Genomic DNA, 12,876 nt, shown 5'->3' with positions numbered 1-12,876 from the left:
GGTAAGGGGGTGCCGCGGTGAACGAGCAGACCTCGGTCCCGTCGATGACCGATCTCGCGGCGTCGCTGGGCGTACGGATCCACGATCCGGCACCGCCGCGCGACCTCTTCCACTCCCGCGCGGGCTGCCGCCTGCACGGATTCGACTGGGGCGGCCCCGGCCCCGAAGTGCTGCTGTTGCACGGCGGCGGACTGAACGCCCACACCTGGGACTTCGTCTGCCTCGGCCTGCGCGGCGCCGCGCGGCTCGTGGCACTGGACCTGCGCGGCCACGGCGACAGCGACTGGTCCGACGACTACCGGATCGGCGCGATGGCCGAGGACGTGGTCGCCGCGGCCGACCACCTCGGCTTCGACCGGGTGCGCCTGGTCGGCATGTCGCTCGGTGGCGTGGTCGCCGCCCACGTCGCCGCCGCGCACCCCGGCCGCGTCGAGCGCCTGGCGCTGATCGACGTCGCACCCGGCGTCGACTTCGAGAGCACGAAGCGGGTTCGGACCTTCATGGCCGGTCTCGGCCCGGTGGACGCACTCGACGCCGTGGTGGACGCCGCCCTGCGCGTCAATCCGCGGGCCGACCGAGGGCGCGTCACGTACCGGATGCGCGCGCTGTTCCGCCGCGCGCCCGGCGGTGCGTGGGTGCCGAAGGGCGATCCGCGTCCGCCCGACTTCCCCGCCATCCTCGCCGCCATCGACCGGCTCGCCGCCCAGCTCACCGGCCTGCCGGTGCTCCTCGTGCGCGGCGGGCACAGCAAGGTGCTCCCGCAGTCCACCGCCGAACGCCTCGTCGAGCGCGTACCCGACGGCGAACTCGTGGTGGTGCCGGACGCGGGTCACAACGTGCAGGAGGACAACCCCGCCGCGCTGATCACCGCGCTCCGCGCGTTCCTGACGCGCTGACGTCAGGGACTCCGGACACCGAGCCGCACGCCAGCCACCGAGGGCCACGCCGGACCCCGAGCTGTGGCACACCGGACTCCCGGCGGCGAACCGCTGTCAGCGACCTCGTGCGCGTCAGTGATCCACCCTGACCGCCTCGATGACACACATGGGGCCCGCCGTCTCGACGGTGCGGGTCAGTTCGAATCCCGCGCCCGCGAGCAGACCGCGCCAGTCCTCCAAGGTGCGCTCGCGCCCGTCGAGCATGCCCATCATGGTCAGGTCCAGCATGGTCGCGATCTCGGGTGCGGGGCCGCGGCCGAGGACGGTCTCGACGAGCAGGAGCCGGGCGCCGGGGGCCGCCGCCTCGTGGACGCGCTCCAGGATCCGGGTGCTCTGCTCGTCGTTCCAGTCGTGGAGGATGAAGCAGGCGAGATACGCGTCGGCGCCCTCCGGGACGGCCTGGAAGAAGTCGCCGCCCCGGCTGTCGACGCGGTCGGCGACCCCGGCCCGGCTCAGGGTGGCGTGCGCGGCCCGTACGACATGAGGCAGGTCGAAGACGGTGCCGCGCAGGTGCGGGTGGCGCCCCGCGAGGGTGGCGAGGCCCGTGCCGTCGGCTCCGCCGATGTCGACCAGGTGGCCGACGCCGGTCAGGTCGAGGGCGTCGATCGCGTCCCGGCGGACGGCCCGCATCAGGTCGCCCATGGCGGAGCTGAACCCCGCGACCCGGTCCGGGTCCTCCCCGAGCCAGTCGAAGAACGGCCTGCCCAACTCCCTTTCCGCGGCGGGCACTCCGTCGTGCAGCGTGGACCACAGCCGGCCGAAGGGCCGGTAGTGGGTCTCCATCCACATGAGGGCGACGTCGCGGACGGACTCGTCGGTGTCGCTGCGCAGGGTGTGCCCGAGCGCCCCGAGGGCCACGGAGTCCCGCTCCTCGTCGTAGGCGAAGACCTGCTCGGCGGCGAGGGTCCGCAGGAGTCGGCGCAGCAGGTCGGGCCGGAGCCCCGTGGCCTCGGCCACCGCGCCGACCGGCCGGGGCCCGCCGACCAGCTCGTCGGCGATCCCGGCGCGGGCCGCGACGTACAGGGCCTGCGAGATCTGGAAGCCGCCGAGCAGCCGCAGTATGGCGACGGCGGGGGTGCGGGTGGTCGTGCCGGGGGCGGATGCGCTCGTCGCAGTCATGATCACATCCCTACCCGGCGGGACCGCGCATGCCTCGACAGGAAGCCCCTTCCCCGCGGTCGCCCACCACGATCGGCCGCATCACGCCCGCCGCCCCCTCACCTCCGCGCGCGGTGACCGAGGCGGTTCACAGGCCCGCGCGGGTGAACATCAGATGCGTGACTCTGCTGGGCGTGGAGACGGCCTCGACCTCGTAGTCCCTCTCCAGGCCCTCGAGGCCGTCCCAGAGGCGCACGCCCCGGCCGAGCAGGATCGGGACCACCACGAGGTGCATGTGGTCGACGAGACCGGCGGCGAGGAAGTCGCGGATCATGGTGGGGCCGCCGCCGAGGCGCACGTCCAGGCCGCCCGCGGCCTCGCGGGCCGTCTCGAGGGCCTCGGCGGGCGAGGCGTCGATGAAGTGGAACGTCGTGCCGCCCTCCATCTCGATCGAGGGCCGCGTGTGATGGGTGAGGACGAAGACCGGCGTGTGGAACGGCGGGTTGGAGCCCCACCAGCCCTTCCACTGCGGGTCCTCGTGCCAGCCGGGGTGGCCGAACTTCCCGGCCCCCATGATCTCGGCGCCGATCCCGGGAGCGAACTGCCGCACGAGGGCGTCGTCGACGCCGCCCGTGCCGCCCGTCCGGCCCAGCATCCGGCGGCCCCACCGGGTGGCGAACATCCAGTCGTGCAGCCGTTCCCCGGCGTGGCCGAACGGCGCGTCGAGGCTCTGGCCCTCACCGGTCGCGAAACCGTCGAGGGAGAGGGAGACGTGCTGGACGCGGGTGAGTGACATGGCGGGTGGTTCCTTTCCCGTTCTGCGTTCGGTTCCTGTCCTGCGGTCGGGCGCAAGGGATTCCTGACCGTGGGCCGGTCGAGTTCCCATGGTCGGCGGAGTCCCGCGGTCGGGGGTGGCGGCGGGGCGGCGCGGCGGTTACTTCGGCGGGTTGAGCTTCCGGAAGTACGTCCAACTGGTCTCGTTCGGCTCGCTCCACTCACGCGGGGCATGGGCGAACTTCGGCTGGTGATCCGCGATGTAGGCGCGGGTGCGCTCGGGGACCTCGGTGTACGAGGCGAGCTTGCGGCCCCGGCAGTGGAAGGTGAGACCGCCGGGGCGCTGCCCCCGGGCCATCCAGGGGAGCCACGGGGACATCCGGCTCCACGACATGGTGGCCGGGACGCTGGGCGCCGGGCCCGCGAGGTCGGCGCGGTCGGCGAAGAACTGGAAGAGCTCAAGGGCCTTGTACGTGTCACCGGCCGAGTGCTCGGGATACTGGGCCACCGGCAGGGGCGAGGGGTAGGACAGCGGGATCTCCAGGCTGAAGCAGACCTGGCCGCCGAGCTCGGTCGTCGGTATCGGGAAGGGGCGCCACCTCTGGTTCGCCGGGTCGTTCCAGATGTGCGTCACCGGAAGGTCCTGCCAGGTCTCCAGGATCTCGCGGGTGCCGGGGTCAAGGAAGAAGGCCGCCTCGCGGGTGAGCAGTTGATACGCGTCGGGACCGGCCTCGGCGTCCTGGACCAGGCGGGCGACATTGAGCCCTTCGAAGCCGAACACGCGCTGGTACGGCTCGTCGGGCGCCCAGGAGTACACATCCCCGGACCACCAGTACGTGACCTCCTCGCCGTCGAGCGAGGCGCGGGTGCGGGCGAAGGAACGGAGCAGCTCTGCGGGAGTCGTCATACGGACCACTCTGCGTGGTCACGGCCGGGCGGGCGCAGCCGGGGCGCGATCGGCCGGAAAGAGTCGGCAAGATCCGCGGCACCCGGCGCACGCGCGGGGGTGCGCGCCCCGGGCCGACACTTGCCGCCCCGGCCGGTCGCGCGCCCGGTCCGGGGCCGATTTCCGGGCCAAGGCCCCCGACTCCATGAGAAGGTGACTTCTTTGAGGCCGAAGCCGGCGGTTTGCTGATCCCCCTTGGGGTGGAAGGGTTCTGACCTGGGAAACACAAGCGTTCACGGACCATACTGGTCGGGCCCCGATCACCCACAGAACGATTTCATGGCCAAAAACACCACCTCATCGACCACTGCCCCCGACACCGCGTGGCTGGGGCGCGGGCGCCACCTAGGGCCCGAGCCCGAGCAGGACGTCCGGCGCAACCTGATCGCCCTCAAGGCGGCCGGGGTGCTCGACGACTTCCTGGACCTCGAACCGGCCGAGGCCGCCCGCGCCACCGTGCTGCACCCCCGGGACGAGTCCGCCGACGCCGGCCCCCTCGCCCGGCGTCTCTTCGAGGCCCGCTGGCGCGTGGACGACGACGTCACGGTGCGCGCCCAGCTCACCACGTACGACCCGGAGAGCCGCCGCAAGGACGGCGACGGCGTCACCTGGATCCTCGCCGCCGAGGCGGACCGGGCGTGGGACGCGCGCTGGCCCTCGCCCGCCACCATGTTCTGGCCCGACAGCGAGCAGGTCCCCTGGGACCACGACACGGTGCCGGACGTACGGCTGCGGGCGGCGAACCACCTGCCGAAGGACGACGACGAGCTGCGCCGCCGACTGCGGGACTGCACCCGGCAGAGCTGGTTCGTCCACGTCGTGGTGCACGAGGCGATGACGCCGGACACGGTCGGGCAGCAGCCGATCACGACGTTCCTGCCGCCGGGACTGCGGCACCGGGTGATCGAGCACCGGGGCACGCCCGAGCAGGCGCAGATCGCCGACTTCGCGATGAAGCGGGAGCTGGGCGTGCGGATGCCGCGCGGCGGCGCCGTCGTCCTGTCCACGGAGCCGCCGAGCGAGGACTACGACGCCGACCGCTTCACGGTGCGCAGCGTCTTCCTCGACGGCTCGGAGCCGACCGAACTCCTCGACCGCATCCAGGAGTTCGCCGCCCTGCCGCGGCCGCTGCCCGCCGAGGCCGAGCGGGCCCTGACGCGACTGCGCCAGGGCTGGCACCTGCTCACCCCGGACGAGGAGCTGGTGCACGCCCAGGGCATGGTCACCAAGTACGCCGAGGCGCTTGACGCCATGACGAAGTCCCGTGACCTGTACCGCGAGGCGGCCGAGGCCGCACAGGCGGCGCTGGCCGAGGTGACCGGCGGCGACGGCGCGGCCCTGCCGCCCGGCGCGGGCGCCGCCAAGACGGACGGCTCGCCGCTGAAGGCCCTCTCGAAGGCGTTCGGGCGCTTCCGGGACCCGAAGAAGTAGGGCCTGCCGCCCCGGGCGGCCGGTGTCAGGGCGCGTTCGCTCCCGTCAGGAGCGGTGAGTACGACGGCCGCACCGGCGGCAACGGCGGGTTGAGCGCCGTGTGTTCGGCGGCCGCGTGGACGACGCGGCCGCCCACCATGGTCAGGACCGACGCCATCTCCGGGATGCGCTCCGCGGGCACGGTGAGGTAGTCCTCGCGGAGCACGGCGAGGTCGGCGTACCGGCCGGGGGAGAGGGTGCCCTTGTCCCGGTCCTCGTCGGCGAGGGCGGCGCTGCCCCGGGTCAGCAGGCGCAGCGCGGTGATCCGGTCGAGCCGGTGCTCCGGCGGGTGCAGCACCTGCCCGCCGACGCTGCGCCCCGTCACCAGCCAGTGCAGCGCGATCCAGACGTTGTCGCTCGCCACCCGGGTCGCGTCGGTGCCGAGACCCACCGGGACGCCCGCCCGCAGCATGCGGCGGACGGGCGGGGTGTGCGCGGTGGCCGCGGCGCCGTAGCGCTCCATGAAGGTCTCGCCCTGGAAGGCCATGCGGTGCTGCACGGCGATCCGGCCGCCGAGGCGGGCGACGCGGTCGATGCTGCGAGCGCTGATCGTCTCGGCGTGGTCGAGGATGAACGGGACGTCCGGGCCGCCCCGCCCGTGGACGTCCTCGATGACGTCGAGGAACCTCCTGATCGACTCCTCGTACGTGGCGTGCAGCCGGAACGGCCAGCGCCGCTCGCCCAGGAACGCGAGGACATCGCGGAGTTGGGCCTCCATCGTGCCGGGCAGCCGGGGGCGCGGCTCCTCGAAGTTCTCGAAGTCGGCGGCCGAGTAGGCGAGCATCTCCCCGGCGCCGAGCATGCGCAGCATGCCGTCACCGTCGCCCGGTGAGACCAGCTCCGCCATGCGCCGGAAGTCCGCGAGCTCGTCGCCCGGCCGCTGGGTGAACACGTGGTAGCCGATCCTGACGGTGAGCTGCCCGGCGCGGTGCAGCCGGCGCACCACCTCGTAGTCGTCGGGGAACGTCTGGTGGCCGCCGCCTGCGTCCATGACGCCGGTGACGCCCCGGGCGTTGAGGTGGCGCAGATAGTGCCGGGTCGAGACCGACTGGTCCGCGGGGGACAGACCGGGCAGCCGGGCGAGGGTCCCGTACAGGAGGGTGGCGCTCGGCTTGGCGATCAGGAGCCCGGTCGGGTCGCCCGCCGCGTCGTGCTCGATCTCCGAACCGGGCGGCGCCGGGGTCGACTTGGTGAAGCCGAGGATCCGCAGCGCCGTGCGGTTCAGGAGGGCGCGGTCGTACAGGTGGAGCAGGAGGACGGGCCGGTCGGGCACCGCGGCGTTGAGCTCGGCGAGCGTCGGCAGCCGGCCGTCCGTGAACTGGTGCCGGGTGAAGCCGCCGACCACCCGCACCCACTGGGGCGGCGGTGTGCGCTCGGCCTGGTGGCGGATCAGGCGCAGCGCCTCGGCGACCGACCGGACCCCGGCGAGCGACAGCTCCTGGGTGTAGCTGAGCCCCTGCCGGATGAGGTGGGTGTGCGAATCGGTGAGCCCGGGGACGACGCGGCGGCCGTGCAGGTCGATCAGCCGGGTGCGGTCCCCGGCGAGAGGGCGGATCCGGTCGTCGGGGCCCGTGGCCAGGACTCTGTCTCCGCGTACGGCGAGGGCGGTGGTCTCGGGGCGGCGTGGATCGAGCGTGGTGACACGGCCGTTGTACAGGACCGTGTCGGCGACGGGGCGTGTGCCCCGGTCGCGGGCCGAGGCCGTGGCCGGGGTGAGGAGGGGGACGGCGGTGGTGGCCGCTGCGGCCGCGAGTGCGGTGAGGGTCTGCCTGCGGGTGGTGTGCGGGGCGGGCGGGGGCGTGGTGCGGGACGGGGCGTGTGCCGGGACGGGCGACGGGTCGGGGGACGGGATGGATCCCACCTGGGTACCTCCTGGTTGCTGGGGGCCTCGGCGGTAGGGAAGCCCGGTGCTGGACGCCGGGCGGTACGGAATCCCGGCGCTGGACGCCGGGCGGTGCGCGAGGCCCGGTTCCGGGGTGCGGGGCGGTGGCGAAGGCCCGGCGTCGACGTCAGCCAAACCCGGGGCCGCCGCCGCGAGCCATAACGCTTCCGTTCCTGACCGATGCGCGAACGTGCGTGGTCGCAGGGCCCTCGCTAACCGACCGCTAACCATCGGTGGGATCTGCTTGGCATCGACCTACCGGGGCGGTGAGCGCCCCGGCAGCAGAGAGGATCCACCCGATGAAGCACATGTCCCGTCGTCGCGCACTGCCGGTCGCATCGGCCGCCCTGGCCGTGGTGGCCGGGCTCGCCGTCACCGCCGGCGCGACGGCCGCCGTCCCCACGACGTCCGAAGCCCGCACCACCTCCGAGGGCGCCACCGTCCGGGACACCACCGCCCCGGACCCGGCCGCGCGTACCAGGGCCGCCCTCATCCACGCCCTCCCCGGCGACCAGGTGTTCCCCGAGAGCGTCGCCGTCGACCCGGTCACCGGACGCTTCTACGTCGGCTCGGTCAAGGACGGCACCCTCTACACGGGCCGCGTCGGCGCCCCCGGCGACCTGCGGGTCTTCTCGCCCGCGGGAGCCGACGGCCGCACTATCGCGACGGGCCTCGCGTTCGCCGACGGGCGGCTGGTCGTCGCCGGTCGGCAGACCGGGCAGATCTTCGTGTACGACACCGGGACGGCCCGGCTCGTGAGCCGCCTCGACACCGGACTTCGCGCCGGGCAGACGTTCCTCAACGACGTCGCCCTCGCACCCGACGGCAGCGCCTACGTCACGGACTCGGTCGCGCCCGTGCTCTGGCGGGCCAAGCCCCGGGGCACCGGCTACGTCCTGGAGAAGTTCATGGACTTCACGGGCACCGCCGTCCAGTACGTCTCCGCGCCGGGCGCCCCCGGCATCAACGTCAACGGGATCGCCGCCGACCCCTCGGGCCGCTACCTCGTGATCGGCAAGCGCAACGAGAACGCCCTGTACCGCGTGGACCTCAAGCAGCGCCGGGTCGCCCCGGTGGCCATGCCGTCCGGCACGCTGAGCACGCCCGACGGACTGGTGCTGCGTGGCAGGACCCTGTACGTCGTACAGAACCTGCCCGGCTCGGTGAAGAGCCTGTCCCTCGCCGCCGACTTCGGCTCGGCGCGCGCCGTGAAGGACACGCCGCACTCGACGTTCGCGTTCCCGACCGGGGCGGCGGTCCACCAGGGGCGGCTGCTCGTCGTCAACTCGCAGTTCAACACCCTGGGCAGCCCGGCGGCCGTGAGCGGCACTACCCCGCCGAAGCTCCCGTTCTGGGTGTCCGAGCTGCGCGTACCGGCGCCGTGACCGACGTCCCGCCGGTCGGCGCCGACCTGCCCCGGGTGCCGTACCACCCGGGGCGGGGGTGACACTGCACCATGCGCATTCTCGTCGTGGAAGACGAATCCGACCTGGCCGAAGGCATCGCCGACGGCCTGCGCGGTGACGGTTACGCGGTCGACATCGCCCTGGACGGCGGCACCGCCCTCGACCAGCTCGCCCACACCCCGTACGACCTGGTGTGCCTGGACGTCCTGCTGCCCGACGTGCGCGGCGACGAGGTGTGCCGACGACTGAAGGCGGGCGGGGCGACGGCGCCGTCGGCCCGGGTCGCCCCGCGCGTCCTGATGCTGACCGCCCTCGACGCGGTCGGGAGCAGGATCCACGGCCTGGACTCCGGGGCGGACGACTACCTGGTCAAGCCCTTCGACTTCGACGAGCTGGCCGCCCGGATCCGGGCCCTGCTGCGCCGGGACGGCGGCCGCTCCGGCGCCGTCCTCAGCTGCGGGGACCTGGTCCTCGACACGGCAGGGGGCGAGGCGTTCCGCGACGGCAGGCCGCTCGGGCTCAGCCGCAAGGAGTTCGCGCTCCTGCGGTACTTCATGACCCACCCGGACCGCGCGATTCCCGCCGAGGAACTCATCGACCACGTGTGGGACGCGCACCTCGACCCGTTCAGCCAGATCGTGAAGGTCGCCGTGCTCGGGCTGCGGCGCAAGCTCGCCGCGGACGGCGCTCCTCAGCCCCTCGTCACCGTCCGCGGGCTCGGCTACCTCCTCAGGAGTACCCCATGACCCCGGCCCCGCCGCGGCGGCTGCACTCGGCCCGCAACCGGCTCGCGTTCGTGTACTCGTCGGTCGTCTTCGGTCTCGCCGCCGTGCTCGTGACCGCGCTGTACTTCATCTGCGGGGCGGCGCTCACCCGGCGCTCCCTGTCCGACGAGGTGGCCCGCACCGGGGGAGTCGTCACCGGCGGGCACTTCGCCCGGGTCGACGCGGACCCGGCCTCCCTCGTGCCGTTCGAGGCCGCCGCCAACCGCGCCACCCTGGCGACGCTGCGGGAACTGCTCGCCTGGAGCCTCCTCGGGCTGTTCCTGGTGAGCGTGTTCGTGGGGCGGCTCATCGCGGGGCGGGTGCTCGCGCCGGTCGACCGGCTGATCTCCACCACCCGCCAGATCCAGGCCACCGACCTGACCCGCCGCATCCGGCACAAGGGCGCCGACGACGAGCTGAAGCGCCTCGCCGACACGATCGACGACATGCTCGACCGGCTCGACACGGCGTTCACCTCGCAGCAGCGGTTCGTGGCCGACGCCAGCCACGAACTGCGCACGCCCCTGGCGATCGTGCGCACCAACCTGGACGTCGCCGTGCGCGACCTGCCGTCCGGCGCACCCGCCCGCCGGTCCCTGGAACGCGTCGACCGCGCGACCCAGCGCATGACGGCGTTGGTCAACGACCTGCTCGCGCTGGCACGCTGGGAGTCGCGGCACCAGGGCCACCAGCTCGTCGACGTCGCCGCGCTCAACCGGCAGATACGCGAGGAGAGCCGCGCCCTCGCCCCGCCGGGAACCGACGTCACCCTCACCGGATCGGACGACGGCACGACGCTGCCGGTCCTCGGCGACCCGCTCGCCCTCCAGCGCGCCATCGGCAACCTCGTGGACAACGCCCTGCGGCACGCGGACCCCGGCACCGCCGTGCGCCTGACCGGCACGGAGGCCGACGGGCACGTCCGCGTCACCGTCCACAACGAAGGCCCCGCCATCCCGGCGGCGGACCAGAACCACCTGTTCGACCGTTTCTGGCGCGGCGAGCGGCGCGCCGACCGCCCCGGCTCCGGACTCGGCCTCGCGATCGTGCAGGGCGTGGTCACCGCCCACGGGGGCACGGTCACCGTCCGCTCGGAACCCGGGGCCGGGACGGCGTTCACGATCACGCTGCCGGGTGCGGGCCGTGCGCAGAACCCGCCGAGTCCACCGAGCCCGCCAAGTCCCCCTTTCCATGAGGGCGTTCCCGAAGGAGTACGCCGGTCATGACCCACCGGGCGGATCTCGGCACCCTGCGCAGCTTCCTCGCCGTCTACCGGTCGGGCGGCGTCGCCAAGGCGGCCGACGTACTCGGACTTTCGCAGCCTGCCGTGTCACGGCACGTCAAGGCCCTGGAGCGGCTCGCGGGCCGGGCCCTCTTCGAGCGGTCGGGCCGGGGCATCGCGCCCACCGAGGACGCGCATCTGCTGGCCAACCGGATCGCCGGGCACCTGGACGCGCTCGACGGGGCGCTCGACGTCATGGCTCCGGGCACCGCCGACAGCGCCACGCCGGTGCTCCTGGGCGCGCCCGCCGACCTCCTGGAGGCGCAGGTGCTGCCCCGCCTGGCCCCGCTCCTGGCCGCCGGGGCAGGCACGCTCCACTGCCGCATCGGGCTCTCGCCCGAGCTGACCGAAGCCCTCCTCCAGGACGAGCTGGACCTTGCCGTGGTGACGAAGATCGAGGGAGCGCCCACCCGGAGTCTGTATCTACGACACCTCTGCGACGAGGAGTTCGTGCTGATCGGCCGCCCCGGCGACCCGCCCTACCACGGCCCGCGGGACCCCCGCCCCTTCGTCGGCTACTCCCGCGCTATGCCCATGGCCCGCCGCTACTTCCGCTCCTGCTGGGACACGCTCCCGCCGGAACCGGTCCTCACCGTCGCCGACATGCGCGCGGTCGTCGCCGCGATCCGGGCGGGCGCGGGACTCGGCGTCGTCCCCCGGTACCTGGCCCAAGCAGGCCTGGAGACAGGGGAACTGACGCTCCTTCACCGACCCGAGCGTCCCGTCGGGAACGCGATCTACCTGGCGGCCCGGCGCGGCAGGGAGCAACTGCCGCGCGTGCGGGTGGTGTTCGAGCGCCTCTGTCAGGCGGTACCGGCCCAGACGCCGGGTGTGCGGTCGGACCAGGGTGCGGCTCCTTCGAGTTGCGAGGCGAGCCGGAACAGGGTGTCCTCGCGGCCGTAGGCGGCGGCGAACTGCAGGCCTATGGGCAGGCCCGTGGTGGGGTCGGCCGCCAGGGGGACGGACATGGCGGGGGTTCCGGCGACGTTGAAGGCCGCGGTGAAGGGGGAGCGGTCGAAGAGCCGGTCGACCCAGTCGAGGCCGTCAAGCTCCTCGACACCTTCGGCGAACACGCCCAGAAGCGGCGGGAGTTCGGGCAGGGTCGGGGTGAGCAGCACGTCGTACCGGTCGAAGCGGCGGCCGATGGCGCGGGCGACGGTGTTGCGCACGGCGAGCGCGCCGACGAAGTCCGCGCCGGAGACCCGGCGGCCCCAGGTGTGGCTGGCGAGCATCTCGGGCTGGACGGTGGACGCGTCGACGGGCCGGTCGAAGGCGGCGGCCAGGGAGTCGATCCAGGGGACCAGGTTCGCCGTCCAGAGCCGGGCGTTGGCCAGGACGAACTCGTCCCAGCTCACGCCGATGTCGAGGGTGGCCTCCTCGACGTGGTGGCCGAGCGAGGTGAGGAGTTCCGCGGTGCGGGACACGGCGTCGAGGACCGGGGCCGCGGTGCGGCGGCGGCCGTCGCCCTGGGTGAGGACGCCGACGCGCAGGCGGCCCGGGGCGCGGGTGATCTCCTCGGCGTAGGGGCGCTCCGGCTCCGCGGCGACGTACGGGTCACCGCTCTCCGGGCCCCGGATCGCGTCGAGCAGCGCCGCGCTGTCCCGTACCGTACGGCTGACGCAGCCCTGGACGGCCAGGCCGTTGAAGATCTCGTCGACATCGGGGCCCATGGACACCCGGCCACGGGTCGGCTTCAGGCCGAACAGGCCGGTGCTCGCCGCCGGAACGCGGATCGAGCCCGCCGCGTCCGTGGCGTGCGCGACCGGGACGACGCCCGCGGCGACGGCGGCCGCCGAACCTCCGCTGGAGCCGCCCGGCGAGCGGTCGGGGTCCCAGGGGTTGCGGGTCGGCCCGTACAGGTCGGCCTCGGTGGTGATGCTGTAGGCGAACTCCGGGGTCGTGGTGCGGCCGAAGGTCGCGAGACCGGCCGCGCGGAAGCGCCGCATCAGGTACGAGTCAGCGGCGGCGACGTTGCCCTCGGCGAGGCGGCTGCCCAGCTCCGTCCGCTTCCCGGCCAGGGTGACGCCCAGGTCCTTGAGCAGGAAGGGCACTCCAGCCAGCGGCGCCCCGGCCGACGTGCTTCCCGCCGTCGGCGTCGCCTCGCCGGGCGCCTCGCCCCCCTCTGCGGGCCAGGTCTCCACCACCGCGTTGAGCAGGGGGTTGACGGCGGCGACCGCCTCCAGCGCGACGCTCTCCAGCTCGGCGCCGGTCACCTCGCCGCGGGCGACCAACTCGGCGAGCCCGACGGCGTCATGCGTCACGTACTCCGACAGTTTCATGTGAACCCCTCCGACCTTCGAAACCGATGGGTCCCGG

General features: G+C 73.7%; 11 protein-coding genes. 6 read left to right on the top strand and 5 right to left on the bottom strand.

The features are described from left to right. Nucleotides 1–17: 17 nt before the first annotated feature. Nucleotides 18–896 (top strand): alpha/beta fold hydrolase, encoded by an 879-nt coding sequence (locus ACZ6AA_RS38560; protein ID WP_468455293.1) that lies wholly within the window; start codon nucleotides 18–20, stop codon nucleotides 894–896. A 114-nt stretch (nucleotides 897–1,010) separates the two neighbouring features. On the opposite strand, the gene ACZ6AA_RS38555 is transcribed toward ACZ6AA_RS38560, so the two are convergent. From ACZ6AA_RS38555 to ACZ6AA_RS38545, 3 genes are all read right to left on the bottom strand, one after another. After that, nucleotides 1,011–2,057, bottom strand: coding sequence for a methyltransferase (locus ACZ6AA_RS38555; protein WP_471463123.1), 1,047 nt, complete (start codon nucleotides 2,055–2,057; stop codon nucleotides 1,011–1,013). A gap of 127 nt (nucleotides 2,058–2,184) precedes the next feature. Then, nucleotides 2,185–2,832 (bottom strand): dihydrofolate reductase family protein, encoded by a 648-nt coding sequence (locus ACZ6AA_RS38550; RefSeq protein WP_471463121.1) that lies wholly within the window; start codon nucleotides 2,830–2,832, stop codon nucleotides 2,185–2,187. Between the two features lie 138 nt (nucleotides 2,833–2,970). Beyond that, nucleotides 2,971–3,717 carry a DUF1838 family protein gene (locus ACZ6AA_RS38545; protein WP_471463120.1) on the bottom strand — a complete coding sequence of 249 codons (747 nt, stop codon included), beginning with the start codon at nucleotides 3,715–3,717 and terminating at the stop codon, nucleotides 2,971–2,973. Nucleotides 3,718–4,035: 318 nt separating this feature from the next. On the opposite strand from ACZ6AA_RS38545, the gene ACZ6AA_RS38540 reads away from it, so the two are divergent. Then, nucleotides 4,036–5,187, top strand: a complete 1,152-nt coding sequence (locus ACZ6AA_RS38540) for a hypothetical protein (RefSeq protein ID WP_471463118.1) — start codon at nucleotides 4,036–4,038, stop codon at nucleotides 5,185–5,187. A 25-nt stretch (nucleotides 5,188–5,212) separates the two neighbouring features. Here ACZ6AA_RS38540 and ACZ6AA_RS38535 read toward each other — a convergent pair whose 3' ends face one another. Continuing rightward, on the bottom strand, nucleotides 5,213–7,087 hold the full coding sequence (locus tag ACZ6AA_RS38535) for an amidohydrolase (protein WP_471463116.1): 1,875 nt from the start codon (nucleotides 7,085–7,087) through the stop codon (nucleotides 5,213–5,215). 320 nt (nucleotides 7,088–7,407) lie between these two features. Between ACZ6AA_RS38535 and ACZ6AA_RS38530 the strand changes: the two genes are divergently transcribed. The 4 genes from ACZ6AA_RS38530 (at nucleotide 7,408) to ACZ6AA_RS38515 (ending at nucleotide 11,463) form a co-directional block, all read left to right on the top strand. Next, nucleotides 7,408–8,493 (top strand): SMP-30/gluconolactonase/LRE family protein, encoded by a 1,086-nt coding sequence (locus ACZ6AA_RS38530; RefSeq protein WP_471463114.1) that lies wholly within the window; start codon nucleotides 7,408–7,410, stop codon nucleotides 8,491–8,493. Between the two features lie 86 nt (nucleotides 8,494–8,579). Next, nucleotides 8,580–9,260: a response regulator transcription factor gene (locus tag ACZ6AA_RS38525; RefSeq protein ID WP_471463112.1), complete on the top strand. Its 681-nt coding sequence runs from the start codon at nucleotides 8,580–8,582 to the stop codon at nucleotides 9,258–9,260. Continuing rightward, nucleotides 9,257–10,504, top strand: coding sequence for a sensor histidine kinase (locus ACZ6AA_RS38520; RefSeq protein WP_468455308.1), 1,248 nt, complete (start codon nucleotides 9,257–9,259; stop codon nucleotides 10,502–10,504). Before ACZ6AA_RS38525 ends, ACZ6AA_RS38520 begins: the two co-directional genes overlap by 4 nt. Continuing rightward, nucleotides 10,501–11,463, top strand: coding sequence for a LysR family transcriptional regulator (locus ACZ6AA_RS38515; protein WP_468455310.1), 963 nt, complete (start codon nucleotides 10,501–10,503; stop codon nucleotides 11,461–11,463). Before ACZ6AA_RS38520 ends, ACZ6AA_RS38515 begins: the two co-directional genes overlap by 4 nt. Here ACZ6AA_RS38515 and ACZ6AA_RS38510 read toward each other — a convergent pair. Further along, nucleotides 11,364–12,839, bottom strand: a complete 1,476-nt coding sequence (locus ACZ6AA_RS38510) for an amidase (protein ID WP_471463110.1) — start codon at nucleotides 12,837–12,839, stop codon at nucleotides 11,364–11,366. The genes ACZ6AA_RS38515 and ACZ6AA_RS38510 overlap by 100 nt on opposite strands. Nucleotides 12,840–12,876 lie beyond the last annotated feature (37 nt).

This window comes from Streptomyces sp. NPDC040610, assembly GCF_055594065.1.
This window is presented reverse-complemented; position numbering and strand designations above follow the sequence as displayed.